The following is a 26,841-nucleotide window of genomic DNA, read 5'->3' as shown; positions in this document are numbered from 1 at the left end:
GACAGCCAGGGAGTAATGAATGAGCCAAATGATGCAAGAACTTTTGCGCTCCCTGGACCTGCAGCCCACCTTGGAATGCGTGCAGCGCAACAGCCGCCTGGATTTTGCCCAATATGCCTTGTTGCGCGAGGCTGCCGACGCCAAGTTCTATCACCTGGTGGGCCGCGTGCGCAGCAAGGCCGAGCAGCAACCTTTGGACAACTTGCAACTCGAGCAGGACCTGCAGGAACTTCAGCGATCGTGCATGCGCATGTCGCAACTGCTGCAGACCAGCTGCCTGGCTCTGCGTCGCTTGCAGCTGGACCTCGAGGACCAGAGCTTGGCCCGCGAAGCACTGGAAAGCCAGATTGCGTACATGCAGGCCTGCCTTCGCCGCTCGCTGGCCAGTTTCGATCAGTCGGCATGACCTGATCGCCCTCGCTGATGACCTTTACGGGCGTTGCCGTTTACCTGCCAGGTGCAGACAATGGGCCATCACTCACATGCGGACCCGGCGCCATGTCGCAGCAGATCTTCTTCGCCCATGCCAACGGTTTTCCTTCGGCCACCTACGGCAAACTGTTCAGTGCCCTGGCGCCGGATTATCAGGTCAGTCACCTGGCCCAGCATGCCCACGACCCGCGTTTTCCGGTGAACGACAATTGGCAGAATCTGGTCGACGAACTGCTGCACCATCTGGAGCAGCAGGCGGCGCCGGTCTGGGGTGTTGGCCATTCGCTGGGTGGCGTGCTGCACCTGCATGCCGCCCTGCGCCGACCGGAGCTGTACCGCGGCGTGGTGATGCTCGATTCCCCCGTGCTGACCCGCGCTGACCAGTGGCTGCTGCGCACGGCCAAGCGCTTTGGCTTCATCGATCGCATCACCCCGGCCGCTCGTACCCTCGGGCGGCGTGAAACGTTTGCCGACCGAGATAGCGCCCGCGACTATTTCGCCAGCAAGTCGTTGTTTCGCCACTTCGACACCGACTGCCTGGACGCCTACCTTGACCATGGCCTGCAGCAAGTCGAGCACGGGCTGCGTCTGCGTTTCGACCCGGCGACCGAAATCAGCATCTACCGCAATATTCCACACGTCAGCCCAGCGCCTGCACGCCAGTTGCAGGTGCCCCTGGCCATGGTGCGTGGCGAGCGCAGTTCGGTGATCCGCCGCCACCATGCACTGGCGGTGCGCAGCATGCCCCGCGGCGAATACCACAGCGTGCCGGGTGGGCATATGTTTCCACTGGAGCGGCCGACCGATACCGCCAGCCTGATCAAAGGCCTGTTCGACCGCTGGAGCCAGGCATGAGCGCCCAGGTCGAGGAGGTTCGCCTGAACCTGGGCCATATCGAGCTGGCGGCGCACTTGTTCGGCCCCGCCGATGGCCTGCCAGTGATTGCCCTGCATGGCTGGCTGGACAATGCCAACAGCTTCGCGCGCCTGGCTCCCTTGCTCAAAGGGTTGCGCATCGTCGCCCTTGATCTTGCCGGTCACGGTTATTCCGAACATCGGCCGCCGGGTGGGAGTTATGCACTGACCGACTATGCCCATGATGTGCTGCGGGTCGCCGAACAGTTAGGTTGGCACCGTTTTGCGCTGCTGGGGCATTCCTTGGGGGCGATCATCTCGGTGCAATTGGCAGGCGCCTTGCCTGAACGGGTCAGCCACCTAGCGTTGATCGACGGCGTCATTCCCCCCACCGGTGCCGAGCAGGACTCTGGCGAGCGCCTAGGCATGGCCTTGCAGGCCCAGCTACGCCTGGACGGCAAGCGCAAATCGGTTTACACCAGCCTGGAGCAGGGCGTGCAAGCGCGCATGAAAGGTATGGTTGCGGTCAGCCGTGAGGCCGCTGAGTTATTGGCCCAGCGTGGCCTGATGCCGGTGCCCGGTGGCTACAGCTGGCGCAGCGACAGCCGCCTGACGCTGCCGTCGCCGACGCGCTTGAGCCAGGCACAGGCGATGGCCTTCGTGCAAAGGGTCAACTGCCCGGTCAGCCTAGTGGTGGCTGCCCAGGGCATGCTGGCGCGCCATAGCGATTTGCTGGATCAGCTACCCTTCGAGCAGACGCTGCTGCAAGGGGGCCATCATCTGCACTTGAACGATGAACCGGGTGCGATCCTTGTCGCAGACTGTTTCAATCGCTTCTTTGGCTTTGCTTGACTTGCATCTGACAAGTGCCGAGGCTTGGCGGGTTGAACAGGGAGACAACCATGCAAATGCCAGACAACCTGGAGCTTCAACCCGGCGCGCTGCGCCGCATGGGCTGCCGATGAGCATGCCCGTATCCATCCATACTGCCGCCGCCGCTTGCTTGGCGTTGGCCAGCCCCCTGCTGTGGGCCGGCAGCCTGCCTGTGCCCGCGGACGCCAAGGTAGTGGACCTGCGACCGGCCGTGGAGCAGGAACGTGTCTATCCTATGGGCCCAGTGCGCAAGATCAGCGGCCGCCTGCGTGTCGATGACAAGATTGAAAGCCGTGGCCAGGTCAGCTCGGTCACCTACGAGCTGCCGGTCGAGCGTAGTGCTCGCGAAGCCTTCACTAGCGCCCGCGAGGCGCTACAGAACGAGGGCGGCTACCCGCTGTTCTGGTGTCAGGGCCGCGATTGCGGTGAAGGCAGCCTGTGGGCCAACGATGTGTTTGCCAACGCAAGGTTGAACGGCGGTGACGAGCAACAGGCGTTCATCCTGCTGCGCCGCTCGGCCGAGGAGGCCGACACCCTGGTCGCACTGTACAGCGTCACCCGGGGCAACCGCCGCGCCTACCTGCACGTGGAAGAGTTCGTCGCCGCCAGCCCGCTGGGCGAGATACTCCCCACAGCCGCCACGGTGCTGCGCGAACTGCGCGATACGGGCAAACTCGACTACCCGGATTTGGCTGCACCCCAGGAGAGTTGGGTCACTCTGCTGGCCCGCAGCCTGAACCTCGACAGCACTTTGCGCGTGAGCCTAAGTGGCGCCCAAGCCGGGGCCTGGCGCGAATTGCTGGGCAAGGCGGGCGTGCGCCTCAGCCGGCTTGAAGTCGGCGATGCGCCTACCGACGGCCTGCACCTGGAACTGATTCGTTGAGTGAGCATCGCCATGGGCATCAATGACCGCCTGTTGGTCCAGATTCTGCTGCTGGCGTTGTTCGGCGCCACGCTGTGGGTGATGGCACCGTTCATGTCCGCGCTGTTATGGGGGGCCATCCTCGCCTTCGCCAGCTGGCCACTGATGCGTCTGCTGACGCGTGCGCTGGGAGGTCGCGAAACCTTGGCTGCCAGTGTGCTGACCGTGGCCTGGATTCTCATCGTCGCCTTGCCGCTGGTATGGCTGGGCTTCAACTTGGCCGATCACATACGCGACACCGTCGTCTTCGTACGTGACGTACAGGTCGATGGCCTGCCCGACGCACCGGACTGGCTTGGCGGCATCCCCTTCGTAGGTGAGCGCCTGGTCAGCGGGTGGCAGTCGCTGGACCAGCAAGGCGCGGCCCTGCTGGCATCGGTAAAACCCTACCTGGGGCAAGTGGGCAACTGGTTATTGGCGCGCAGTGCGCAGATTGGCAGTGGCGTGCTGGAGCTGACCCTGAGCCTGATATTCGTGTTCTTCTTTTACCGGGACGGGCCGCGGTTGTCGGCGTTCGTGCTGCGGCTGCTGAACCGGCTGGTGGGCGAACGCGCCGATTACTACCTGGAGCTGGTGGCAGGGACCGTGCAACGGGTCGTCAATGGCGTGATCGGCACCGCAGCAGCTCAAGGCCTTCTGGCGCTGATAGGCTTTCTGATCGCAGGCGTGCCTGGGGCGATCGTTCTGGGGCTGGTGACCTTCATGCTCAGCCTGATCCCCATGGGGCCGCCGCTGGCGTGGATTCCGGCCACCGGCTGGCTGGTGTGGAAGGGCGAGTATGGCATGGCGGTGTTTCTCGGCATTTGGGGCACCTTCGTCATCAGCGGCGTGGACAACGTGCTCAAACCCTACCTGATCAGCCGAGGCGGCAACCTGCCGCTGGTGATCGTGCTGCTCGGCGTGTTCGGGGGGTTGATCGCCTTTGGCTTCATCGGTCTGTTCATCGGCCCGACTTTACTGGCGGTTGGTTATAGCCTGCTGCTGGAATGGAGCCGTAACGCGGCGCAGCCGCAGCAGTAAACCGAAACTGGCCTGTTCGCAGGGTTACCCGCGAGCAGGCCGGCGCAGGCATTCGAGATTCCTCGTCTTTACGCATTCTTTATTCCCACCCCCACCCCCTGATCTCGCCTCTTTACGCCCATCACTCGGACAATTTCCCCGAAGCGGCCAATGCCGCAAAAAGGGGAGTTGCACTGATGTACATGCTCGACGGTCTGTCACTGCTGCTGGCAGTGGCTTTGGCAATTTACCTGCTGGTGGCGTTGCTGCACGCCGATCGCAGCTAGGGAGCAGCCATGCACAGTTACGATTACACGCTGCTGATCGTGTTTTTTGCTCTCGTGCTGTTGCCAGCACCTTGGCTCGGGCGTTTTTACTACAAAGTCATGGAGGGACAACATACGTGGTTGACGCCTGTGATGGGGCCGCTGGAGAAGGGCTGCTATCGCCTGGCAGGGGTCAAGGCCGAACAGGCGCAGAACTGGAAGCAATACACCCTGGCCTTGCTGGCCTTCAACTTGGCGGGCTTCGTGCTGCTGTTCAGCGTGCTCATGCTGCAGGGCTCTTTGCCACTGAACCCGCAGCATTTGCCTGGCCTTGAGTGGTCTTTGGCGTTCAACACAGCGGTCAGCTTCGTCACCAACACCAACTGGCAGGCATACAGCGGCGAGGCTTCGGTCAGCTACCTGAGCCAGATGCTGGGGCTTGCGGTGCAGAACTTCGTCAGCGCCGCCACCGGCCTTGCCGTGCTGGTCGCGCTGTGCCGCGGTATCGCTCGTCGCTGCACCAGCGATCTGGGCAACTTCTGGGTCGACATGACCCGGGCAACGCTGTATGGCTTGTTACCGCTGAGCCTGCTGTTGGCGCTGCTGCTGGTCTGGCAAGGCGTACCACAGACGTTTGCCGACTATGCCCACGCGCTGACGCTGCAGGGTACGGACCAGACCATCCCGCTCGGTCCAGCTGCTAGCCAGATCGCCATCAAGCAGTTGGGTACCAACGGTGGTGGCTTCTTCGGCGTCAACTCGGCGCACCCGTTCGAGAACCCCACGGCATTGAGCAACCTGTTCGAGGTGGTCTCGATCATCCTGATCCCAGTGGCTTTGGTATTTACCTTCGGGCATTACGTCAAAGACCTGCGCCAGAGCCGTGCAATCATTGGCTGCATGCTCGCCCTGTTTCTGATCGGGGGCGCCACGGCGCTGTGGTCGGAGTATCAGCCCAATCCGGCACTGGAAAGTGCCCAGGTGCAGCAGAGCGCGCCAATGGAAGGCAAGGAAAGCCGTTTCGGCACCACCGGTTCGGTGCTGTGGAGCGTGACTACCACGGCGGCCTCCAATGGCTCGGTCAATGCGATGCACGATAGCCTGAACCCGCTGACCGGCATGGTGGCCATGGTCAATATGATGGTTGGGGAAGTGATATTCGGCGGTGTCGGTGCCGGGCTCTACGGCATGTTGCTGTTCGTGCTGATCGCCGTGTTCCTGGCAGGGCTGATGATCGGCCGTACGCCGGAGTACCTTGGCAAGAAGCTGCAGGCCCGTGAAGTGCAACTGCTCGTGGCAACCCTGCTGGTGATGCCGGTTGGCGTTCTGGTGCTGGGGGCCCTTGCCGCCAGCTTGCCAGGCCCAGCTAGTGCCGTGAGCAACCCGGGCGCCCATGGGTTCAGCCAGTTGCTGTATGCCTACACCTCAGGGGCCGCCAACAATGGTTCGGCGTTCGCAGGCTTTGGCGCCAATACGGTGTACCACAACCTGATGATCGGCTTTGCCATGCTCATTGGCCGCTTCGGCTACATCCTGCCGATCCTGGCCTTGGCCGGCAGCCTCGCAGCCAAACAGCGGGCGCCGCAGGGGAGCAACAGTTTCCCCACCCACGGCCCGCTATTCGCCGGCCTGCTGCTGGTGACCATCTTGTTGGTGGGTGGGCTGACCTTCTTGCCGGCCCTGGCCCTGGGGCCGATCGCTGAACAACTGAGCCTGGGTTTCTGAGGAACTATTCATGAACATGCCCATTCCTGAAATGAAAGCCTCACGCGGCACCAATGATCAGACGCGTATCGCGGCCCTGTGGCGGCCAGCCTTGCTCCAGGCCTTCGTCAAGCTGGACCCGCGCCAGCTCAAACGTTCGCCGGTGATGCTGGTGGTTGCTCTGACGGCTCTGCTCACAACTGCACTGTGCTTTGCGCCCGGCAGTGGCGTCAGCACCGGTGTGGCTGCGCAGATCGCGCTATGGCTATGGTTCACCGTGCTGTTCGCCAACTTCGCCGAGGCCCTCGCCGAAGGGCGTGGCAAAGCCCGCGCCGATAGCCTCAAAGCCGGTAGCCAGGGGTTGACGGCGCAGCGGCGCAAACGTGATGGCAGTTTCGAGCCTGTGGCGGCCACGGCGCTGCGCAAGGATGATGTGGTACGCGTGGTGGCAGGGGAGATGATTCCGGGTGACGGCGAGGTGCTCGAGGGCATCGCTGCGGTCAATGAAGCTGCCATCACGGGTGAGTCCGCGCCGGTTATCCGCGAGTCTGGTGGCGACCGTTCGGCTGTCACCGGCAATACTCGGCTGGTCTCGGACTGGCTGCTGATCCGCATCACCAGCAATCCCGGCGAATCGACCCTGGACCGCATGATCGCGTTGGTCGAAGGTGCCAAGCGGCAGAAGACCCCCAATGAGATTGCTCTGGACATTCTGCTGATAGGCCTGACCCTGATCTTCCTGATTGTCGTCGTAACCCTGCAGCCCTTCGCCCATTTTGCCGGCGGCAGCCTACCGCTGATCTTTCTTGCCGCATTGCTGGTGACGCTGATACCCACCACCATCGGCGGCCTGCTCTCGGCCATTGGCATTGCCGGCATGGACCGTCTAGTGCGCCTTAACGTGATTGCCCGCTCTGGCCGTGCGGTGGAGGCGGCCGGCGATGTGCATACCTTGATGCTCGACAAGACCGGCACCATCACGTTTGGCAACCGCCGCTGCAGTGCGCTGTATGCTGCCCCCGGTGTGACCGCCAAGGAACTGGGGGAGGGTGCGATGTTCGCATCGCTTGCCGATGACACTGCCGAGGGCAAGTCGATCGTCGAGTACCTGCGTCAGTTGCACGATTTCATCGAACCCTCGCCAGGTCAGTACCAGGCGATTGCCTTCAGTGCCGAGACGCGCCTGTCGGGCATCGACTTTCAACAGCGCCGCTACCGCAAGGGTGCCGTCGATGCGGTGCTGGCCTTCGTCGGTATGCAGCGCCTGGAGATGCCAGTTGCCCTGGCCCGCGAGGTGGAACGCATCGCCCAGAGTGGTGGTACGCCGCTGTTGGTGTGTCTGGACAAGCGTCTGCTTGGCGTGATCCACCTCAAGGATGTGGTCAAGCCGGGCATCCGTGAACGCTTCGCCGAGCTGCGCAAGCTGGGTATTCGTACGGTGATGGTGACCGGTGACAACCCGCTGACCGCTGCTGCGATCGCTGCCGAAGCTGGGGTGGACGATGTATTGGCCGAGGCCACACCCGAGAAGAAATTGGCGCGCATCCGTCAGGAGCAGAACGACGGCCGCTTGGTGGCGATGTGCGGCGATGGCGCCAACGACGCCCCGGCGCTGGCCCAGGCGGATGTCGGCATGGCCATGAACGACGGCACCCAGGCCGCGCGTGAGGCCGCCAACATGGTTGACCTGGACAGCGACCCGACCAAGCTGCTGGACGTGGTGCAGGTAGGCAAGGAGCTGCTGGTCACTCGTGGGGCGCTGACGACGTTTTCCATCGCCAACGATGTGGCCAAGTACTTCGCCATCCTGCCGGCGCTGTTCGCCGCTATCTACCCGCAACTGGGCGTGCTCAACCTGATGCAGCTGGCCAGCCCGCAGAGCGCGATCCTCTCGGCGATTGTCTTCAACGCACTGATCATCATCGTATTGATCCCCCTGGCGCTGCGCGGTGTGCGCGTGCAGGCGGCAAGTGCAGCGCACCTGTTGCGACGCAATCTGCTGATCTATGGCGTGGGGGGCATCATCGTACCCTTTGCCGGGATCAAGCTGATCGACATCGTGCTCAACGCCCTGCACCTGGTCTGAGGAGGCCACCATGAAGCATTACCTACGCCCGGCCTTGAGCCTGATCCTGTTGATGGCCGTCATCACTGGGGGGCTTTACCCGCTGGTGGTGACCGGGGTGGCCCAAGTGGCGTTCCCGGAGCAAGCCAACGGAAGCCTCGTGCGCGATGATCAAGGGCGAGTGCGCGGTTCGGCGCTGATCGCCCAGGATTTCCAAGGCGATAGCTGGTTCCATTCGCGGCCTTCGGCGGGCGCATTCGCCACGGTAGCCAGCGCTGCGAGCAATTTGGCGCCGAGCAACCCAGCCCTGGCCGAACGGATCACGACGGATGCCGCTGCCCTCTACCAGGCTCAGTTGGGGCCGGTGCCGCAAGCGCTGCTGACTACCTCTGCCAGCGGCCTGGACCCACACCTGCCGCCAGCAGCGGTCGCTTACCAGATCCCTCGGGTGGCCGCGGCGCGGCAGTTGCCTGTGGCGCGCTTGCAAGGCTTGGTGGAAGAGGCCACCCTCCATCCATTGGTCGGGCCGCCGGTGGTCAATGTACTGGCCTTGAACCAGAGCCTGGACAAACTCGGCCATTGACTATGATCGCTTAGCGCCAATCCTCAGAAGTGGCTCTAGGCGCTAAGCGGTCACAGTTCACCAAGCCAGTAGCTCCCCCATTGACGGCGTTCGCGCCTGCAGGTGTTCGCAGGAAACAGGATGAAAGATGAGTGATTCCACCCGCGCAGATGCGCTGTTGGCCAGCCTGCCGCGCAGCGGTCGCGGCAGGCTGAAGGTGTTCCTCGGTGCAGCCCCCGGTGTGGGTAAGACCTTTGCCATGCTCCAAGCCGCCCATGCCCAGCAACGCCAAGGTGTGCAGGTGCTTGCCGGGGTGGTCGAAACCCACGGCCGCGCCGAAACCGAAGCGCTGCTGGCCGGTCTGCACCAGCAGCCGCTGCTGCGCAGCGAGTACCGTAGTGTCACCCTCGAGGAGATGGACCTGGACGGCCTGCTCAAGGCGGCGCCGGCTCTGGTCCTGGTCGACGAGCTGGCACATACCAACGCGCCCGGCAGCCGCCACACCAAACGCTGGCAGGATGTGCAGGAGCTGCTTGCCGCTGGTATCGATGTCTACACCACGGTCAACGTCCAGCACCTGGAAAGCCTCAACGACAAGGTTCGTGGCATTACCGGGGTGCAAGTGCGTGAAACCTTGCCAGACTGGGTGCTGCAAGAAGCCTTCGAGCTGGTGCTGATCGACCTGCCACCGCGCGAGCTGCTTGAACGCCTGCGTGAAGGCAAGGTTTACGTACCGGAGCAGGCACGGGCCGCTATCGATGCCTACTTTTCGCCCACCAACCTGACCGCTTTGCGTGAACTGGCCATGCAGACCGCCGCCGCCCAAGTCGACGCGGACCTCGCCCACGGCTACCGCCTGCGTGGTGAGGCGGCCCCAGCCTTGCGTGGGCGCCTGCTGGTGGGCGTGGACGGTGACGAGCAGGCTGAACGCTTGGTGCGGCACGCCAGCCGGGTTGCCCAGCGCCGTCATTTGCCCTGGAGCCTGGTGCACGTTGACAACGGCCGGCTGCGTGACGAAACGGCCCGCCAGCGCCTGCAGGCAGCTCAACAATTGGCCGAGCGCCTGGGGGGCGAGGTGGTGTTACTGCGTGCTGGCGAGGTCGCACGGACATTGATCCAGCACGCTCGCGAGCGCCGCGCCAGCTTGGTGCTGGTTGGCCAATCCCGTGACCGTCTTCGCCGGCGCCTGTTCGGTGCCGGTGTTGGCGCCCGGCTGCTGCGCGAAAACCATGGCCTGGAGATCAACGTGCTGGACCGCGACAGCCAGGCACGCCCAGCCCATGCAGCGGTCAGCCGAGTGTGGGTCTGGCGCCACTACCTGCTGGCGCTGATGGCAACGGTGTTGGCCGCAGGCCTGGCGTGGGCCGTGTCGAACGTGCTGGCGCTGCCGAACATCTCACTGGTGTTTCTCGCCGCAGTGCTGCTGGTGGCGGTGCGCAGTAGCCTGGGGCCGGCACTGGCCTGTGCAGCGCTGTCATTCCTGACCTACGACTTTTTGTTCATTCCGCCGAACTTCTCATTCAGTATCCAGCGCGAGGAAGACGTGCTGACGCTGGTGTTCTTCTTGCTCATGGCCGCCCTAACCGGCAACCTTGCCGCCCGTCAGCGCAGCCAGCTCAAGGCGCTGCGGGACACTCAGGCGCAAACCAATCAGTTGCTCGATCTGTCACGACGACTGACCGGTGCTGCCGATCGTCAGGCTGTGCTCGATGCTGCCGGCAGACACCTCAATGCTTGGAGCGACGCGCAGGTGTGCCTGCTGGAGCGCGACGATGAAGGCTTGCTGCAAGTGGCAAGCGGTGATGCCCAAGCCTTGAGCGACAACGAGCGTGCCGCCGCCGAGTGGGCCTGGCAGCATGGCCAGGCCGCAGGCCTGGGCAGCGATACGCTGCCCGATGGCCGTTGGTGGTGGTGGCCATTGGCGGTTGAAGATCAGCCGCAGGCTTTGCTGGGGGTTCGCCCGCGCTCTGGGCAGCCGCTGAGCGCTCAGCGCCGGCGGCTGCTGATGGCCCTTGGGCAACCTCTGGCTCAGGCGTTGGCCAGGGCGCGATTGGGCGAGCAGCTCGAAGCAGCCCGCCTGCACGGCGAAACCGAGCAGCTGCGCAGCGCCTTGTTGGCATCGGTCTCCCATGACCTGCGCACCCCACTGACAGCCATGCGGGGCAGCATCGACAGCTTGCTGGCGCTGGGCGAAGCGATCCCTGTTCAAGACCGCCGCGAGCTGCTCGAAGGTACGCGTGATGAGGCCGAGCGCCTCGATCGCTACATCCAGAACCTGCTCGACATGACCCGACTGGGCCACGGTGGCCTCAAGCTTGCTCGCGATTGGGTGGCCCCTGCCGACATCGTCGGCAGTGCCCTGAACCGCCTACGCGCGGTGTTGGCGCCGCTGCAGGTGCGCACCCACGTGCCTGGGGAACTGCCGCTGTTGTTCGTTCACGCGGCCTTGATCGAACAGGCCCTGATCAACGTGCTAGAGAACGCCGCCCGCTTCTCACCTCCCCAAGGCCGCCTAGAGCTGCAGGTGTCGGTGCAGGGCCAGCACCTGCAGTTCGCCGTCAGCGACCAGGGGCCGGGGATCCCCGTCGCCGAACGCGAGAAGATCTTCGACATGTTCTACACCGCCGCCCGCGGCGATCGCGGTGGCCAGGGCACTGGCTTGGGCCTGGCGATCTGCCAGGGCATGATCGGCGCCCATGGAGGGCAGATCCTGGTCGGTGAAGGCATCGATGGCCATGGCACCTGCATCACTCTATGCTTGCCGCTGCCCCAGCAACCTGAAGCCGAAAGCGAAACCCCATGAGCCAGACCGCCACTTTATTGGTCATCGACGACGAACCGCAGATCCGCAAGTTCCTGCGTATCAGCCTGAGCTCCCAGGGTTACAAGGTGATCGAGGCCGCCACCGGCAGCGAAGGCCTGGCGCAGGCTGCGTTGGCCAGGCCAGACCTGGTGGTGCTCGACCTGGGTTTGCCGGACATGGACGGGCAGCAGGTGCTGCGTGAGTTGCGTGAGTGGAGCGCCGTGCCGGTGCTGGTACTGTCGGTGCGGGCCAGCGAAGTGCAAAAGGTCGATGCGCTCGATGGTGGCGCCAATGACTATGTGACCAAGCCCTTCGGCATCCAGGAGTTTCTGGCCCGGGTGCGGGCGCTGCTGCGCCAGGTGCCGCAGTCGGGCGGCAGTGAAGTGGCGGTCAGCTTTGGCCCTTTGCGCGTGGATTTCGCTTTTCGCAAAGTCACTCTCGATGGCGTGGAAATCGCCCTGACGCGCAAAGAGTATGCCTTGCTGGCGCAATTGGCCGGGCACCCGGGGAGGGTGATCACCCAGCAGCAATTGCTCAAGGACATCTGGGGCCCCACCCACGTCGACGATACCCACTACCTGCGGATTGTGGTGGGGCACTTGCGGCACAAGCTCGGCGATGACCCCACCGCGCCGCGGTTCATCATCACCGAAGCCGGCGTGGGGTATCGATTGGTCGCGCCAACTGCGGCTTGATTGCGCCTCAGGCCCTGGCCGGTTCCGTTTCGAACAGCTGGCGCATCACCTCAAGATAACGCCGCGCACCCAAGCCCAAGGGCCGCGGCTTGAGCCAAATGATGTCGACCCACAGCCGCAAGCGACTGGCCATGTTGTCAAAGCGCACTTCAGCCAGCGCTCCTGAGGCGATCAATGGCTCGACCAACGGCTGTGGCAGGTAGGCCCAACCCAGCCCGGACTGCACCAGGTCCAAAGTCGCCAGGTAGCTGTCGGTCAACCATATCCGCCGCGACAGCACCATGCGCGGGTCGGAGCCGGTGGCCTTGCCGGAGGCCACGATGATCTGGCGCTGTTCGGCGAAGGCTTCCTCTGGCAGTGGCGTGCCGCTGTTGTTGCCGGCGGGGTGGCGTGGCGAGGCCACGGCCACCAGCAGCTGGCTGCCAGCTTCGAGAAATGATTCGCGCTCGTCGATACCAGGGCGCTCGAACACCAGTGCCAGCTGCACACTGCCGTCATGCAGCAAACGCACTGCTTCGGTTTGAGTCGCCGAGCGCACTTCGACTTCAAGGCTTGGAAACTCCTTGGCCAGTACTTCCAAGGGCTGGCTCCAGCGGCCGGTTTGCAGCTCTGGGGCCATGGCGATGGTCAGGCGCTTCTCCAGCCCCTGATGCAGTTGCAGGGCTTGTGCATCGAGCAGGTTGAGCTGGCAGATGACCTGCCGCGCCTGTGGCTCCAGGGCCAAGGCGGCGCTGGTGGGCAGCGCCTTGCGTGTGGCTCGGTCGAACAGCGGCAGGTCCAGTTCGGCCTCCAGTTGCGCGATGGCCATGCTCACCGCCGACGGCACGCGCCCCAATTTGCGCGCTGCCGCGGAGAATGAGCCCGCTTCCAGGACGGCGAGGAAAATGGCCAGAGAGTCGCTGCTAAATGCCATGGGCGCAAACCTTGAGCAAGGGCCGGAAAGTATGAACACTGCACGGCCCGGTTGACAGCCCCCTTACAGACCTTCGCTCAACACACGGTCGATGCTGTCGACGAAATAATCGACGCTGGCGCGAGTGGTACACATGGGCGGCTTGATCTTGAGAATGTTCAAATGGTCGCCAGTCGGTTGCATGAAGATCCCCAGCTCACGTAGGCGATCGCAAAGCGCCATGGTTTCCTCGGTTGCAGGCTCCAGGGTTTCCCGGTCACGTACCAGCTCCAGGCCCAGGTAGAACCCCGAGCCGTGGGCGGCACCGGCCAGCGGGTGCTTGCCTACCAGTGCCTGCAGGCGCGCCTTGAAATAGCGGCCAGTGTCGCGAGCGTTGTCCCACAGGCCTTCTTCCTGCATCACGTCCAGTACCGCCATGCCGATGCGGCAACTGACCGGGCTGCCGCCGGCCGATGAAAAGAAATAGCCCTCCGCTTCCAGTGCCTCGGCAATCTCGCGGCGGGTGATCACCACACCCAGCGGCTGGCCGTTGCCCATGCCCTTGGCCATGGTGATGATGTCCGGCACCACGCCCTGTTCCTCAAAGCCCCAGAAGTACTCGCCTAGGCGGCCGTAGCCCACCTGTACCTCGTCGGCGATGCATACCCCGCCGCGTGCGCGAACCTTGGCATAGGCCCCGCGCAGGTAACCGGCCGGTAGCGAGATACCGCCAGCATTGCCGTAAACGGGCTCGCAGATGATGCCGGCCAACTGGCGGCCACGGCCATCGAGCTCGGCCAGCTTGGCGTCGACGTCGCGCAGGTAGCCCTCGGCAGTGTCGGGCCCACGCAAGCGCCCGCGAAAGGTGTTCGGCGCCTCTACTGGGTGTACCCAGTCCGGTCGGGTTTCCAGAGCCTGCGGATTGTCGGCGATGGAGGTGGAAATGGCGTCGGTGGCCACCGACCAGCCGTGGTAAGCCTCCAGTACGCTAAGCAGGTCGCGGCCGCCGCTGTAGGCCCATGCCAGGCGGATGGCCAGGTCATTGGCCTCGGTGCCGCTGTTGACCATGAAGACCCGGTCGAAGCCCTCAGGGGCCAGTTCGAGCAGGCGTTCGGAGAACTCGGTGATGGCAGCGTAATGGAAACGCGAGTTGGTGTTGAGCAGTGACCATTGGCGCGCAGATTCGGCGACCATGCGCGGGTGTCCGTGCCCCAGCACTGCGACGTTGTTGAGCATGTCCAGGTAGGAGCGCCCTTGCATGTCGATCAGGTAGTTGCGCCAGCCGCGCTCGATCTGTGGCGGTTGTTCATAATAGTGTTTCTGCGAGCGGGCAAAGCTGGCGTCGCGCCGGGCCAGAAGGGCCTGTGGGTCGGGCAAAGGCTCAGCATTACAGTCGATGTCCAGTAGTACCGCTGGCGACGGGCATAGCGCCAGCCAGGCAGCGGCCTGCGAAGGCGTGGCGAAAAACGGCGGTTCTAGGTGCGTGTCCAAACATAGCTGCACACTCAGCAAGCCGGCGCTAGTGCCCAGGGATTGCCCAGGCGCAACTGCCTGGCCATCGGCAAGGGCGCCTTCCAAACCCTGCAACCAAAGCGCCCAGTTCGGTGTGCGCAAGCAGCCGCGTCCACCGCCGTGGTGATGCCAGGTACCCGCTGCGGGCGCCTGTATGCGCTGGCCAAAGGGCACATGCAGCTCTACGCCCAAGGCGCACGTAGCGGGTTCTTCGGCGCGGTCGATGTGGGTTTGTGACAGGCGGTATTGCCCATGCAGGGTGCAGGCCGGTGCCAGCTGCGTGGCAAGCAGATGCTGGTCGAAGCCCGCCTGCTCCCAGTTCCCGGCTTCGTAATGGCGGCTGAGCACGCTCAGGTCGATGCGGTTGACGGGCTTGCCTGCCAGTTCAGGCAGTAAAGGTAGGCAGGCGCTGAACTCTACAGTGTCCGTCTTGAGGCCAGCAGCCTGGAGAATCGCCGCTTGCATAAGGCTCAGAGGCACGGCGGTGGCGGTATCGAAGATTTGCCACTCATGGGCGACGTTGGCGCGGGTGTATTCGTTGCCGGGGTCCACGGCCAGTTGTTGCGCGCTGCTCAGCACTAGCACCGCGGCACGGTTGAGCACCATTGGCCATAGCGCGCGCAGTTCGGCTTCGGTCAGTGGGTTGAGCGCCTGGTAGGCGCTGACTGCGGGCAGAATGCGCAGCGGGTCGCCTTCTGCATGGTGCAGTAAGGCTGAGCAGGTCACCGATAGGTCGGCCACGCGCCAGGTACGCGACAGGTCGCCAAAGTCGATCACCCCCTGCAGTTGCCATTGGCGCTGCTGGTCGCGGGCCCAGACGGTGTTGTCATCGGTGATGTCCAAGTGCACCGCTTGGGTCGGCAGCAGATCAGCCAATGGGGCCAGGTGCTCGCTGGCCAAGCGTGTGGCTTGCTCGACGCGCCAGCGTTGCCCGGCATCCTGCAGCACTGGCAGTAGATGCGCGATCAGCGCCTGGGCGTGGCGAGGATCCCACTGCAGGGTACGTTCAAGGCCTGGGTGGTCGAACCCGACCAAGGCTTTGTCAAGGCGTGCGCACAGCGCGCCCAGTTCGGCCATCAGGCGTTGCGGCATGTGTTTGAGGCGGGTCAACGGCTGGCCATCGATGTAGTCGAGCAGGCGTACCCGCAGGGGTTGGCCTTCGATCTCCACTGCCAGCAAGTTTTCGCCAGTTTGCGCTGCTTGCACCGCTGGCACTGGCAGGCCCTGATCGTGCAGGTAGGCCAGGGCGGCATGCTGTGCCTGCAATTCGACCTGGGCATAGCTGGCGTGGCAGGCTTTGAGCACGAAGCGACCTTCAGGCGCATCCACGCGCAGGTTCAGGTCTTGCTGGCTGCCCAGCGATGACAGTTCGCCCGCCAGACCATAGTGCGCCTGCAGTAGCGCATGCGCCTGGGCTTGGCTAAGCGACGGGCTGGGCAGGCCTGAGCGCTGGATCAACGTGTCGAGGGCAGGGGAAGCGGGCTGTTGTTGGCTAGGCATGGGTTCTACCGTTGCTGCAGGGAGTTGACCGGGCAGAATTTATGCCCGATCTGGCTGATGATGAAAGACAATCGTGATCAGAAATTCTGACAACGATTGCCATCCACCTGCCAACCCCTAACCTCCGTCACGTGCCTGCTCTAGCTCAAGAAAGCCGCTTCCAGCAGTTGCTGGGTGTAGGCGTGCTGCGGGGCATGGAAAATGGTTTGCGCATCCCCTTGCTCCACCACATGCCCGTGCTTGATCACCATCAACTGGTGGCTCAATGCTTTCACCACCGCTAGGTCATGGCTGATGAACAGATAAGTCAGGTTGTACTTGTGCTGCAGATTGCGCAGCAACTCCACCACCTGCCGCTGCACCGTGCGGTCCAGTGCCGAAGTCGGCTCATCCAGCAGGATGAGGGCTGGTTTCAATACCAATGCTCTGGCGATGGCGATACGCTGGCGCTGGCCGCCAGAAAACTCATGCGGGTAGCGGTGGCGGGTGCTCGGGTCCAGGCCCACTTCTTCCAGCGCCGCAATGATCGCGGCTTGCTGCTCGGCAGGCGTGCCGATCTTGTGAATCCGTAGCCCCTCGCCGACGATGTCCGCCACACACATGCGCGGGCTCAAGCTGCCGAATGGGTCCTGGAACACCACCTGCATCTCTCGGCGCAGTGGACGTACCTGTTTCTGGTTGAGCCCTTGCAGTTGCTGACCGTGGAAACGAATGCCGCCCTGACTGGAGATCAGGCGCAAGATCGCCAGACCCAGCGTCGATTTGCCCGACCCGGACTCACCGACGATGCCCAACGTCTGCCCTTGTGGCAGGCTGAAGTTGACGCCGTCCACTGCCTTTACGTGGTCAACCGTCTTACGCAACAGGCCCTTTTTGATCGGGAACCACACCTTCAGGTCTTCGACCTCCAGTAAAGGCGCGCCAACTGGATTGTGCGCAGGCAGCCCGCTAGGCTCGGCGTTGATCAGCATTTGCGTGTAGGGGTGCTGTGGCGCACTGAACAGGGTCGCGCACTCAGCCTGTTCGACAATCTGCCCGCGCTGCATCACGCACACCCGGTGGGCAATGCGCCGCACCAGGTTGAGGTCATGGCTGATTAACAGCAATGCCATGCCCAGACGCGCTTGCAGTTGCTTGAGCAGCTCGAGAATCTTCAGCTGCACAGTCACATCGAGCGCTGTGGTGGGTTCGTCGGCAATCAGCAGCTCGGGCTCGTTGGCCAGCGCCATGGCAATCATCACCCGCTGACGCTGGCCGCCTGAAAGCTCATGGGGTAACGCCTTGAGGCGTTTACGCGGTTCGGGGATACCGACCATTTCCAGCAGTTCCAGGGTTCGTGCGGTGGCTTGCTTGCCGGTCAGGCCTTTATGCAACAGCAGGATCTCGTTGATCTGCTTTTCGATGCTATGCAGCGGGTTCAACGAGGTCATCGGCTCTTGGAAAATCATCGCGATGCGGTCGCCACGAATGCGCTGCATGGTCTTTTCGCTTTGCTTAAGCAGGTCTTTGCCTTCGTAGCCAATGCTGCCGCCAGGGTGACGGGCAAGCGGGTAGGGCAAAAGGCGCAGGATCGAATGCGCGGTCACCGATTTGCCCGAACCGCTTTCGCCGACCAGCGCCAAGGTTTCACCCTTGCGAATGTCGAAGCTGATGCCGTCGACCACACGGTTGACCTGCTCGCCGGTGACAAACTCCACGGCCAGGTCGCGCACTTCGATCAGGTTCTGTTCGCTCATTTCATTTCCTCGGGTCGAAGGCATCGCGGGCGGATTCGCCGATGAACACCAGCAGGCTCAACATGATCGCCAGCACGGCGAAGGCGCTGATACCCAACCACGGGGCTTGCAGATTGGACTTGCCTTGTGCCACCAGCTCCCCAAGCGACGGTGCGCCCGGCGGTAGGCCGAAGCCGAGGAAGTCCAGCGCGGTCAGGGTGCCGATGGCTCCGGTGAGGATGAATGGCATGAAGGTCATGGTAGAAATCATGGCGTTGGGCAGGATGTGCCGGTACATGATCGCGCCATTGCGCATGCCCAGGGCGCGGGCCGCGCGCACGTATTCCAGGTTGCGCCCGCGCAGAAATTCAGCGCGCACCACATCGACCAGGCTCATCCACGAGAACAGCAGCATGATGCCCAGCAGCCACCAGAAGTTGGGTTGCACGAAACTGGCAAGAATGATCAGCAGATACAGCACCGGCAGGCCGGACCAGATTTCCAGAAAGCGCTGCCCCGCCAGATCCACCCAGCCGCCGTAGAACCCCTGCAAGGCACCGGCAATGACCCCGATGATGGAACTCAGCACGGTCAGGGTAAGGGCGAACAGGACCGAGACGCGGAAGCCGTAGATCACCCGCGCCAGTACATCCCGGCCCTGGTCGTCTGTGCCCAGCCAGTTGTCGGTGGAGGGCGGCGCCGGGGCTGGTACACGCAGGTCGTAGTTGATGCTCTGGTAGCTGAATGGAATGGGCGCCCATATTACCAGGCTGTCTTTTTTCTCCAGCAGGTCGCGGATGTACGGGCTCTTGTAGTTGGCCTCCAACGGGAATTCGCCACCGAAGGTGGTTTCCGGGTAGCGCTTGAACGCTGGGAAATACCAAGAGCCTTCATAACGCACCGCGATGGGTTTGTCGTTGGCGATCAGCTCGGCGCCGAGGCTCAGGCCGAACAGGATCAGGAACAGCCACAGCGACCACCAGCCTCGGCGGTTGGCCTTGAAGCGCTCGAAGCGCCGGCGGTTGAGGGGGGACAGTGCCATGTCAGTGCTCCCGGCTGGCGAAGTCGATGCGTGGATCGACCAGGGTGTAGGTCAGGTCGCCGATCAATTTCACCACCAGCCCTAGCAGGGTGAAGATGAACAAGGTGCCGAAGACCACCGGGTAGTCGCGGTTGATCGCCGCTTCGAAACTCATCAGGCCAAGGCCATCGAGGCTGAATATCACCTCGATCAGCAATGACCCTGTGAAAAAGATGCCGATGAATGCCGACGGGAAGCCGGCGATAACCAGCAACATGGCGTTGCGGAACACATGCCCATACAGCACCCGCGGCCGGCTCAGGCCTTTGGCTTTGGCGGTGACCACGTATTGTTTGTTGATCTCGTCGAGGAAGCTGTTCTTGGTCAGCAGGGTCATGGTGGCGAAGTTGCCGATGACCAAAGCGGTGATCGGCAGTACCAGATGCCAGAAATAATCGAGCACTTTGCCCGTGGTGGACAGTTCATCGAAGTTGTTGGACGTCAGCCCCCGCAGCGGGAACCAGTCGAAGTAGCTGCCCCCGGCGAACAGCACGATCAGCAGGATCGCGAACAGGAATGCAGGGATGGCATAGCCGACGATGATGGCCGAGCTGGTCCAGACATCGAAGTGGCTGCCGTGACGCACTGCCTTGGCGATCCCCAGGGGGATCGATACCAGGTACATGATCAGTGTGCTCCACAGCCCCAGTGAAATCGACACGGGCATCTTCTCGGCGATCAGATCGATGACCTTGGCATCGCGGAAGAAGCTGTTGCCAAAATCCAGCGTGGCGTAGTTTTTGATCATGATCCACAAGCGCTCGGGCGCCGACTTGTCGAAGCCGTACATGTGCTCGATTTCGGCGATCAGGGCTGGGTCCAGGCCTTGGGCGCCGCGGTAGTTGGAGCCGGCCACGGAGACTTCGGCGCCACCACCTGCGATGCGGCTGGTGGCACCGTCGAAACCTTCGAGCTTGGCGATCATCTGTTCAACCGGGCCGCCAGGGGCGGCCTGCACGATGATGAAGTTGATGATCAGAATGCCGAACAGGGTAGGGATGATCAGCAGCAGGCGGCGCAGGATATATGCCAGCATGTCAGTTGGCCTCATCCGTTGGCGCTTCGGTGACCGCCGGGGCCACGTTTGGCTTGATCCACCAGGTGTCGATGCCGACGTCGTACTTGGGTGAAACCTTGGGGTGGCCAATGTGGTTCCAGTAGGCCACACGGTTGGTTTTGATGTGCCAGTTGGGTATCACGTAGTAGCCCCATTGCAGCACGCGATCCAGGGCGCGGCAGTGCTCGATCAGGCTCTGGCGGGAGTCGGCGTTGATCAGCTCTTCTACCAGCTGGTCGATTGCCGGGTCGCGCAGGCCGATGAAGTTGCGGCTGCCGGGGTTGTCGGCGGCGGCGCTGCTCCAGTATTCGCGCTGTTCGTTGCCCGGGGAATTGGATTGCGAGAAACCGCCGACGATCATGTCGAAGTCGCGCGAGCGCAAGCGGTTGATGTACTGCGAAACGTCCACGCGACGTATTTCGAAGCCAATGCCCAGGTCGGCAAGGTTTCGCTTGAACGGCAACAGCACGCGCTCGAACTGAGTCTGCGCCAGCAGGAACTCGATACTCACTGGCTTGCCATTCTGGTCGACCATCTTGTCATCGACAATCTTCCAACCGGCCTCCTGGAGCAGCTTATAGGCCTGGCGTTGGTTCTCGCGGATCATGCCGCTACCGTCGGTCACCGGGTTGGCAAAGGCTTGGCTGAACACCTGGTCCGGGACCTTGCCGCGCAACGGTTCGAGGATTTTCAGCTCGGCGGGTGAGGGCAGACCCGTTGCGGCCATTTCCGAGTTTTCGAAATAGCTGCCGGTGCGTATGTACGCGCCGTTGAACAACTGCTTGTTGGTCCACTGGAAGTCGAACAGCAAGCTCAGCGCCTTGCGTACTCGCACGTCCTGAAACACAGGCTTGCGCAGGTTGAAGATGAAACCTTGCATACCCACCGGGTTGCCGTTGGGTATTTCTTCCTTGATCAGGCGCCCCTCGCGCACGGCGGGCACATCATAGGCTGTGGCCCAGTTCTTGGCGCTGACTTCAAGCTCATAATCGAACGCGCCGGCTTTCAATGCCTCCAAAGCCACGTTGTTGTCACGGTAGACATCGAAGGTCATGGCGTCGAAGTTGTAGAAGCCTCGGTTGAGCGGCAGGTCCTTGGCCCAGTAGTCTTTGACCCGCTCATAGCGTATCGAACGCCCAGCCTTGACCTGGGCGACCTTGTAGGGGCCGCTGCCAAGCGGCGGCTCGAGATTGCCACGGGTGAACTCGCGGTTCTCGTACCAGTGCTTGGGCAGCACTGGTAACTGGCCCAGGATCAACGGCAGTTCGCGGTTGTTGTTGTGCTTGAATTTGAACAGCACTTTCAGTGGGTCTTCTGCGACTACATCGGCGACATCGCCGTAGTACTGGCGGTACAGCGGTGCGCCGTCTTTGATCAGGGTGTTGAACGTGAACACCACGTCCTCGGCGCGCATCGGGTGGCCGTCGTGGAACTGCGCTTCGGGCCTTAGATAGAAGCGCACCCAGCTATTGTCAGGGGCTTTTTCGATCTTGCCGGCGACCAAACCGTACTCGGTGAACGGCTCGTCCAGGCTCTGGCGCATCAGGGTGTCATATATGATGCCAACGTTATCGGCGGGCACCCCTTTATTGATGAACGGGTTGAGGCTGTCGAACCCGCCAAAGCTGGCCTGGCGAAACGTGCCGCCCTTGGGCGCATCAGGGTTCACGTAATCGAAGTGCTTGAAATCTGCCGGGTATTTCGGCGGTTCATCGTACAAGGTCAGCGCATGTTGCGGCGCGGCCAGCGCGGGCAGGCTCAGGCAGGCGAACAGCAGGCTGCAGGCCAGGCGATGCGTCGGCTTCATTGGGTTTTCTCCGAAGGCTTGATCCACCAGGTATTCAACCCAAGGGTGTAGGGCGGCGTGGTGACGAAGGCGAACCGGTTGCGGTAGGCCAGGCGGTGATTGTCGAGGTACCAGTTGGGAATCATGTAGTACTGCCACGAGAGCACGCGGTCCAGGGCGCGGGCGGCGGCAACCTGATCGTCACGGGTGCGCGCTGCCAGCAAGGTGTCGAGCAGGTGGTCGACCACAGGGTCCTTGACCCCGGCGTAATTCTTGCTGCCCTTGATCGCGGCCTGGCTGGAATGGAAGTACAACCATTGCTCAAGGCCTGGGCTCAGGGTCTGGTTCAAGGTCATCAGAATCATGTCGAAATCGAACTGGTCCAGGCGTTGTTTGTACTGGGCACGGTCCACGGTACGCAAGCGAGCATCGATACCGATACTGGCGAGGTTTTCGACATAAGGTTGCAGGATGCGTTCGAGGCTTGGGTTTACCAGCAGCAGTTCCATCCTGAAGGGTTGACCCTTGGCATCGACCAGGCGTTGGCCATCGAGCTTCCAGCCGGCCTGGTTGAGTAGGGCAAGGGCTTGGCGCAGGGTCTGGCGACCAATACCCCGCCCGTCGGTATGGCTGACCTGATAGGGCTGGGTGAACAGTTTCTTGGGCAGTTGTTCACGCAGCGGTGCCAGCAGCAGCCATTCCTTGCCTGTGGGTAGGCCGCTGGCGGCGAACTCGCTGTTGGGGTAGTAGCTGGTCGCGCGGCGGTAGGCGCTGCTGAACAGTGCGCGGTTGGTCCATTCGAAATCGAGCATCAAGCCCAGCGCCTGGCGCACCTTGGGGTCGCTGAAGGTCGCCCGGCGGCTGTTCATGAACAGCCCCTGGGTCTGGGTTGGGATGCGGTGAGGGATCTGTGCTTTGATCACCTCGCCACGGCGCACCGCAGGGAAGTTGTATCCGTTGGCCCAATTCTTGGCCTGGTGCTCGATATAAATGTCGAATTCACCGGCCTTGAACGCTTCAAAGGCCACAGTGGAATCCCTGTAGAACTCGTACTCGACTCGGTTGAAGTTGTACTTACCCCGATTGACCGGCAAGTTCTTGCCCCAGTAGTTCTTGACCCGCTCAAATACCAGACGCCTGCCAGGTTCTACTTGAGTGATGCGATAGGGGCCGCTGCCCAGCGGCGGTTCGAACGTAGTGGCCTCGAAGTCGCGCTTTTGCCAGTAGTGCTTGGGCAGTACTGGCATTTCGCCCAGGCGCAGGATCAGCAGTGGGTTACCAGCACGCTTGAACACAAAGCGGATACGCAGTGGGCCGAGGATATCGACGCGTTGTACTTCCTGCAGATTGGTGCGGTAGAGCGGGTGCCCTTGCTTGAGCAGGGTACGGTAGGAAAACGCCACGTCGGCGGCGGTGATCGGCGCGCCATCATGCCAGCGCGCTTCCGGGCGCAGGTTGAAAACCACCCAACTGCGGTCTTCGCTGTATTCCACCGAGCGGGCGATCAGGCCGTAACTGGACGTCGCTTCGTCACCGGAAGGGTCGTACTGACCGGTACCGACCATCAACGTTTCGTTCAGCTCGTTGACGCCGTACTGCAAGAAGTTTGGCGTGGTGACCGGGCTGGTACCTTTGAAGGTATAAGGGTTTAGCGTGTCGAACGTGCCGAACGCCATGGCCCGCAAGGTGCCGCCCTTGGGCGCTTGCGGGTTGACCCAGTCGAAGTGGGTGAATGTGGCTGGGTACTTGAGCGTGCCGAACTGCGCGTATCCGTGGCTTTCGCTCACCATCGCGAAGGTAGGGAAGCTCAAGGCCAGGCTGAGTGACAGCAGGAGGGGACGTATCAAGTCGGCATCCGATCCAGAGGCGTTGGGCTTGGGTCGCAGTACAGTAACAGCTTGGCGGGTATGGAAAAAGAGAGAGTCAGCAGACGATCGAGTACTCGCTCTGCTGCAAGCGACCTTGCGTCGCAAAAGGGCTGCAAAGCAGCCCCGGTATCTATCAGTGCGAGAGGTAGACGGTCAACGTCTGGCCGGGCTTGAGTGCATGCCCGCTGCGAGGATTCCAGCGCTTGAGGTGCTGCATTTCGACATTGAAACGTTTGGCAACAAGATACAGAGAGTCACCCTTGCGCACCTTGTATTGGGTGGAGCGTTGCCCAGAGGCCGCCACCCGGTTGCCCGCCGCGCTCGGTGCGCTGCCACCGCGCAGGGCCAATACCTGGCCTGCCTTCACGCGATTGCCAGATAGCTTGTTCCAGCGTTGGATGTCTTTGACGGCAACCCGGTTGGCCCTGGCGATAGTGCTCAGGCTGTCGCCACGCTTGACCCTGTAGCTGCGGGCTGCCGGCCCTCGGGCCTCTGCCACGGCAGCGGCGAACACGGCCTTGTTAGGCTGCAGGCTGATCAGCTGTTCAGGCTTGAGGTTCGACAGGCTGTCGCTGAGCAGCTGCGCTTTGGCAGTCGGCACCAGCAGTTGTTTGGGGCCATCGACCGTCATGCGTTTCTTGAAGGCTGGGTTGAGCTGGATCAGCTCGTCTTCGTCGATGTTGGCGAAGGCGGCGACCCGGGACAGATCGAGGCGATCATTGATGGCCACCGCTTCGAAATAGGGCTCGTTGGCGATCGGGTTGAGGTTCACCCCATAAGCCTCAGGGGTGGAAACGACCTGCGACAGGGCCAACAGCTTGGGCACGTAGTCACGGGTTTCCTGGGGCAGCGGCAGGTTCCAGTAGTCGGTTGGCAGCCCCAGCTTCTCGTTGCGCTCGATGGCCCGGCTGACGGTACCTTCGCCAGCATTGTAAGCAGCCAAGGCCAGTAGCCAGTCGCCGTTGAACATGTCATGCAGGCGGGTCAGGTAGTCCAGTGCAGCGTTGGTCGAGGCGGTGATGTCGCGGCGCCCGTCATAGAAGTTGGTCTGGCGCAGGTTGAAGTGACGACCTGTGGCCGGCATGAACTGCCACATGCCGGCAGCACTGGCGCGCGAGTAGGCCATTGGGTTGTAGGCGCTTTCGATGGCAGGGAGCAGGGCCAACTCCAGGGGCATGTCGCGCTCTTCGAGACGCTCGACGATGTAATGCAGATAAAGGCTGCCGCGCTCGCCTGCGCTTTCGATGAAGGTCGGGTTACTGGCGAACCACAGGCGCTGCTGCTCGATGCGTGGGTTGACGTCGATGCTGTCCTGCAGCGCGAAGCCCTGGCGCATACGCTCCCACACGTCCTGTGGTGGTTGCGCCGGTTTGACCGCCAGCGGTGAGGGCTTGTGCTTGATTCGGGCCTGGTAGCTGTGCGCGCGAACGCTGTCGGATTCATCGAGCTGACGGGTGCTCTGGCAACCCACCAGGGTGGCGGCCAGGGCCAGCGCACTGATTTGGGCCAGGCGCGTCAGGGCGACTGAATGAGCGGTTCTGCGGCTTCGAGAAGACATCGGCTGACAGGGTTATCCGGGCAAAAAATTTCGGCGATTCTAGAAACCGCTCCCGCCCGGGTCAACCGTTGACATCCCTGTACGATATATCTTGAGGTTATCAGAAGGTGTCCTTCCAAGACCTCAAAGCAGCAAAAACAGTGACCTGCGAGTCGTTCGAATGTCCCTTCCATTCGTCTGCTTTTTGTTTAACTAATGTTTCAGCGGTACGTAAAAAGGGGTTTGTCAGCCGCTCGAGTGCAATAGTTGATGGCAGTGTGATGCGATTTTCAGCGCGCAATCGGGTAACGTCCTCGAACCGCTGCAGAACGTGCGGATTAGAGGGCTCCACGGCTTTGGCAAAGCGCAAATTGCTCAAGGTATATTCATGGGCGCAATAGACCTCCGTTTGCTCAGGCAGCGCCGCCAGGCGCGCAAGGGCTGGTTGCATCTGCTGCGCAGTGCCTTCGAACATGCGCCCACAGCCGGCAGCGAACAAGGTGTCGCCACTGAACAGCAAAGGGGTTGCCGGTTGATCGCTGAAATACGCGATATGCCCAAGGGTATGGCCGGGCACCGCCAATACTTCGAAGGCGATGCCCAATACGCTGACCTGATCGCCGTCGTCCAGCGCCATGTCGCGACCAGGGATGGGTTCATGGGCGGGGCCACAGACACGGGCGCCGGTTAGCTGCTTGAGGCGCTCGACGCCGCCGACATGGTCGTTGTGGTGGTGGGTGATCATGATGGTATCGAGCACCCAGCCAGGGTTGGCCGCCAACCAGGCTTGTACTGGGCCGGCGTCGCCGGGGTCGACCACCGCGCAGCGGCGTTTGGCAGTATCCTGTAACAACCAGATGTAGTTGTCGGAGAAAGCGGGAAGAGCGTCGATCTGTATCATGATGCGGATCCGTATCGCCAAGCGTGGCACATGAAGGCATCTTAGCCGCGATGACGCACAGCGAGAACCTTCGAGGGAGAGCGCAATGACCGATCAAGCCTTTGCTCAGGCCGACCCGCAGTGGGTCGAACTGATCAGCCAGGCCCGTGAGTGGTTCAACGGCCCACTTGGCCTAATGATGCTCAAAGAAGAAGAAAAGCTGCTCGAAGAAGAGCTGGGGCGCTTCTTCGGTGGTTATCTGGTGCACTATGGCCCTAGTGCCGATGCGCCGCCCAGCGCCCCGCAGGTGCAGCGCAACGTGCGCCTTGGTGCACCGCTGCCGGGCGTGGAAATCGTTTGCGAAGAACAGGCCTGGCCGTTGAGCGAGCACGCCGCCGATGTGGTGGTGCTGCAGCATGGCTTGGACTTCAGCCTGTCGCCCCACGGGCTGCTGCGTGAAGCGGCCAGTGCGGTGCGCCCTGGTGGTCACTTGCTGATCGTCGGCATCAACCCCTGGAGCGGCTGGGGCGTGCGTCACCTGTTCAGCAAGGGCGCCTTGCGTAAAGCGCGCTGCATCTCCCCGTCACGGGTGGGCGACTGGCTCAACCTGCTGGGCTTTGCGCTGGAGAAACGCCGCTTCGGGTGCTATCGTCCGCCGCTCACTTCGCCGGCTTGGCAACAACGCCTGGCCGGTTGGGAGCGGATGGCCGGAGGGTGGCAGTGTGCGGGGGGCGGGGTCTACCTGCTGGTGGCCCGCAAGATGGTGGTGGGCCTGCGGCCTCTGCGCCAAGCGCGGCGTGAACCAATGGGCAAGCTGCTGCCGCTGCCTTTGGCCAAG

At 62.5% G+C, this 26,841-nt stretch carries 21 protein-coding genes; 12 read left to right on the top strand and 9 right to left on the bottom strand.

All coding sequences use genetic code 11. The annotated features are described in order from the left end of the window. The first annotated feature begins 31 nt into the window (after positions 1-31). The 11 genes from ACK59H_RS07025 (at position 32) to ACK59H_RS06975 (ending at position 12,175) form a co-directional block, all read left to right on the top strand. Complete coding sequence (locus ACK59H_RS07025) at positions 32-406, top strand: hypothetical protein (RefSeq protein ID WP_060478605.1); 375 nt, start codon at positions 32-34, stop codon at positions 404-406. A 92-nt stretch (positions 407-498) separates the two neighbouring features. Then, complete coding sequence (locus ACK59H_RS07020) at positions 499-1,287, top strand: alpha/beta fold hydrolase (protein WP_060478561.1); 789 nt, start codon at positions 499-501, stop codon at positions 1,285-1,287. Further along, positions 1,284-2,138, top strand: a complete 855-nt coding sequence (locus ACK59H_RS07015) for an alpha/beta hydrolase (protein ID WP_060478560.1) — start codon at positions 1,284-1,286, stop codon at positions 2,136-2,138. Before ACK59H_RS07020 ends, ACK59H_RS07015 begins: the two co-directional genes overlap by 4 nt. A 109-nt stretch (positions 2,139-2,247) precedes the next feature. Beyond that, a complete protein-coding gene (locus ACK59H_RS07010) occupies positions 2,248-3,042 on the top strand; it encodes a DUF4892 domain-containing protein (RefSeq protein ID WP_060478559.1) in 795 nt (264 codons plus the stop codon). Between the two features lie 12 nt (positions 3,043-3,054). Next, positions 3,055-4,101: an AI-2E family transporter gene (locus ACK59H_RS07005; protein ID WP_060478604.1), complete on the top strand. Its 1,047-nt coding sequence runs from the start codon at positions 3,055-3,057 to the stop codon at positions 4,099-4,101. 176 nt (positions 4,102-4,277) lie between these two features. Then, positions 4,278-4,367, top strand: coding sequence for a K(+)-transporting ATPase subunit F (kdpF, locus tag ACK59H_RS07000; RefSeq protein WP_060478558.1), 90 nt, complete (start codon positions 4,278-4,280; stop codon positions 4,365-4,367). A 9-nt stretch (positions 4,368-4,376) separates the two neighbouring features. Then, the gene (gene kdpA, locus ACK59H_RS06995; RefSeq protein WP_060478557.1) at positions 4,377-6,071 is read left to right on the top strand and encodes a potassium-transporting ATPase subunit KdpA; all 1,695 of its coding nucleotides are present in this window, start codon (positions 4,377-4,379) and stop codon (positions 6,069-6,071) included. 10 nt (positions 6,072-6,081) lie between these two features. Next, complete coding sequence (gene kdpB / locus ACK59H_RS06990; protein WP_060478556.1) at positions 6,082-8,136, top strand: potassium-transporting ATPase subunit KdpB; 2,055 nt, start codon at positions 6,082-6,084, stop codon at positions 8,134-8,136. 10 nt (positions 8,137-8,146) lie between these two features. Then, positions 8,147-8,698 carry a potassium-transporting ATPase subunit KdpC gene (gene kdpC, locus ACK59H_RS06985; protein WP_060478555.1) on the top strand — a complete coding sequence of 184 codons (552 nt, stop codon included), beginning with the start codon at positions 8,147-8,149 and terminating at the stop codon, positions 8,696-8,698. 127 nt (positions 8,699-8,825) lie between these two features. Then, entirely contained in the window at positions 8,826-11,480 is a 2,655-nt protein-coding gene (locus tag ACK59H_RS06980; RefSeq protein WP_060478554.1) for a sensor histidine kinase KdpD, read from the top strand. After that, positions 11,477-12,175, top strand: coding sequence for a response regulator (locus tag ACK59H_RS06975; protein ID WP_060478553.1), 699 nt, complete (start codon positions 11,477-11,479; stop codon positions 12,173-12,175). Before ACK59H_RS06980 ends, ACK59H_RS06975 begins: the two co-directional genes overlap by 4 nt. Positions 12,176-12,182: 7 nt before the next feature. Here ACK59H_RS06975 and ACK59H_RS06970 read toward each other — a convergent pair whose 3' ends face one another. The 9 genes from ACK59H_RS06970 to gloB all read right to left on the bottom strand — a co-directional run bounded on the left by ACK59H_RS06970 (position 12,183) and on the right by gloB (position 26,024). Beyond that, positions 12,183-13,088 (bottom strand): LysR family transcriptional regulator, encoded by a 906-nt coding sequence (locus ACK59H_RS06970; RefSeq protein WP_060478552.1) that lies wholly within the window; start codon positions 13,086-13,088, stop codon positions 12,183-12,185. 63 nt (positions 13,089-13,151) lie between these two features. Further along, positions 13,152-16,079: an aminotransferase gene (locus ACK59H_RS06965; RefSeq protein WP_060478551.1), complete on the bottom strand. Its 2,928-nt coding sequence runs from the start codon at positions 16,077-16,079 to the stop codon at positions 13,152-13,154. 140 nt (positions 16,080-16,219) lie between these two features. After that, positions 16,220-17,815: an ABC transporter ATP-binding protein gene (locus ACK59H_RS06960; protein WP_060478550.1), complete on the bottom strand. Its 1,596-nt coding sequence runs from the start codon at positions 17,813-17,815 to the stop codon at positions 16,220-16,222. Between the two features lies 1 nt (position 17,816). Further along, positions 17,817-18,836: an ABC transporter permease gene (locus ACK59H_RS06955; protein WP_186478541.1), complete on the bottom strand. Its 1,020-nt coding sequence runs from the start codon at positions 18,834-18,836 to the stop codon at positions 17,817-17,819. A gap of 1 nt (position 18,837) precedes the next feature. After that, entirely contained in the window at positions 18,838-19,911 is a 1,074-nt protein-coding gene (locus ACK59H_RS06950) for a microcin C ABC transporter permease YejB (RefSeq protein WP_060479319.1), read from the bottom strand. Between the two features lies 1 nt (position 19,912). Beyond that, complete coding sequence (locus ACK59H_RS06945; protein WP_060479318.1) at positions 19,913-21,739, bottom strand: extracellular solute-binding protein; 1,827 nt, start codon at positions 21,737-21,739, stop codon at positions 19,913-19,915. Then, positions 21,736-23,508: an extracellular solute-binding protein gene (locus tag ACK59H_RS06940; protein WP_060479321.1), complete on the bottom strand. Its 1,773-nt coding sequence runs from the start codon at positions 23,506-23,508 to the stop codon at positions 21,736-21,738. Before ACK59H_RS06940 ends, ACK59H_RS06945 begins: the two co-directional genes overlap by 4 nt. A gap of 211 nt (positions 23,509-23,719) precedes the next feature. Next, positions 23,720-25,144 (bottom strand): lytic transglycosylase domain-containing protein, encoded by a 1,425-nt coding sequence (locus ACK59H_RS06935; protein WP_060479317.1) that lies wholly within the window; start codon positions 25,142-25,144, stop codon positions 23,720-23,722. Between the two features lie 100 nt (positions 25,145-25,244). Next, the gene (gene gloB / locus ACK59H_RS06930) at positions 25,245-26,024 is read right to left on the bottom strand and encodes a hydroxyacylglutathione hydrolase (protein WP_060479316.1); all 780 of its coding nucleotides are present in this window, start codon (positions 26,022-26,024) and stop codon (positions 25,245-25,247) included. 85 nt (positions 26,025-26,109) lie between these two features. Here gloB and ACK59H_RS06925 point away from each other — a divergent pair. Beyond that, positions 26,110-26,841 (top strand): class I SAM-dependent methyltransferase (locus ACK59H_RS06925; protein WP_409264339.1); only part of this gene is annotated, 732 nt, incomplete at its 3' end.

The sequence above is a fragment of the Pseudomonas sp. KCJK9000 genome (assembly GCF_046230725.1).
Classification (GTDB): domain Bacteria; phylum Pseudomonadota; class Gammaproteobacteria; order Pseudomonadales; family Pseudomonadaceae; genus Aquipseudomonas; species Aquipseudomonas promysalinigenes.
This window is presented reverse-complemented; position numbering and strand designations above follow the sequence as displayed.

Coding starts and splice junctions, on each gene's coding strand:
- ACK59H_RS07025 (WP_060478605.1), top strand. CDS start 32: ATGCAAGAACTTTTGCGCTCCCTGGACCTGCAGCCCACCTTGGAATGC.
- ACK59H_RS07020 (WP_060478561.1), top strand. CDS start 499: ATGTCGCAGCAGATCTTCTTCGCCCATGCCAACGGTTTTCCTTCGGCC.
- ACK59H_RS07015 (WP_060478560.1), top strand. CDS start 1,284: ATGAGCGCCCAGGTCGAGGAGGTTCGCCTGAACCTGGGCCATATCGAG.
- ACK59H_RS07010 (WP_060478559.1), top strand. CDS start 2,248: ATGAGCATGCCCGTATCCATCCATACTGCCGCCGCCGCTTGCTTGGCG.
- ACK59H_RS07005 (WP_060478604.1), top strand. CDS start 3,055: ATGGGCATCAATGACCGCCTGTTGGTCCAGATTCTGCTGCTGGCGTTG.
- kdpF (WP_060478558.1), top strand. CDS start 4,278: ATGTACATGCTCGACGGTCTGTCACTGCTGCTGGCAGTGGCTTTGGCA.
- kdpA (WP_060478557.1), top strand. CDS start 4,377: ATGCACAGTTACGATTACACGCTGCTGATCGTGTTTTTTGCTCTCGTG.
- kdpB (WP_060478556.1), top strand. CDS start 6,082: ATGAACATGCCCATTCCTGAAATGAAAGCCTCACGCGGCACCAATGAT.
- kdpC (WP_060478555.1), top strand. CDS start 8,147: ATGAAGCATTACCTACGCCCGGCCTTGAGCCTGATCCTGTTGATGGCC.
- ACK59H_RS06980 (WP_060478554.1), top strand. CDS start 8,826: ATGAGTGATTCCACCCGCGCAGATGCGCTGTTGGCCAGCCTGCCGCGC.
- ACK59H_RS06975 (WP_060478553.1), top strand. CDS start 11,477: ATGAGCCAGACCGCCACTTTATTGGTCATCGACGACGAACCGCAGATC.
- ACK59H_RS06970 (WP_060478552.1), bottom strand. CDS start 13,088: ATGGCATTTAGCAGCGACTCTCTGGCCATTTTCCTCGCCGTCCTGGAA.
- ACK59H_RS06965 (WP_060478551.1), bottom strand. CDS start 16,079: ATGCCTAGCCAACAACAGCCCGCTTCCCCTGCCCTCGACACGTTGATC.
- ACK59H_RS06960 (WP_060478550.1), bottom strand. CDS start 17,815: ATGAGCGAACAGAACCTGATCGAAGTGCGCGACCTGGCCGTGGAGTTT.
- ACK59H_RS06955 (WP_186478541.1), bottom strand. CDS start 18,836: ATGGCACTGTCCCCCCTCAACCGCCGGCGCTTCGAGCGCTTCAAGGCC.
- ACK59H_RS06950 (WP_060479319.1), bottom strand. CDS start 19,911: ATGCTGGCATATATCCTGCGCCGCCTGCTGCTGATCATCCCTACCCTG.
- ACK59H_RS06945 (WP_060479318.1), bottom strand. CDS start 21,739: ATGAAGCCGACGCATCGCCTGGCCTGCAGCCTGCTGTTCGCCTGCCTG.
- ACK59H_RS06940 (WP_060479321.1), bottom strand. CDS start 23,508: ATGGTGAGCGAAAGCCACGGATACGCGCAGTTCGGCACGCTCAAGTAC.
- ACK59H_RS06935 (WP_060479317.1), bottom strand. CDS start 25,144: ATGTCTTCTCGAAGCCGCAGAACCGCTCATTCAGTCGCCCTGACGCGC.
- gloB (WP_060479316.1), bottom strand. CDS start 26,024: ATGATACAGATCGACGCTCTTCCCGCTTTCTCCGACAACTACATCTGG.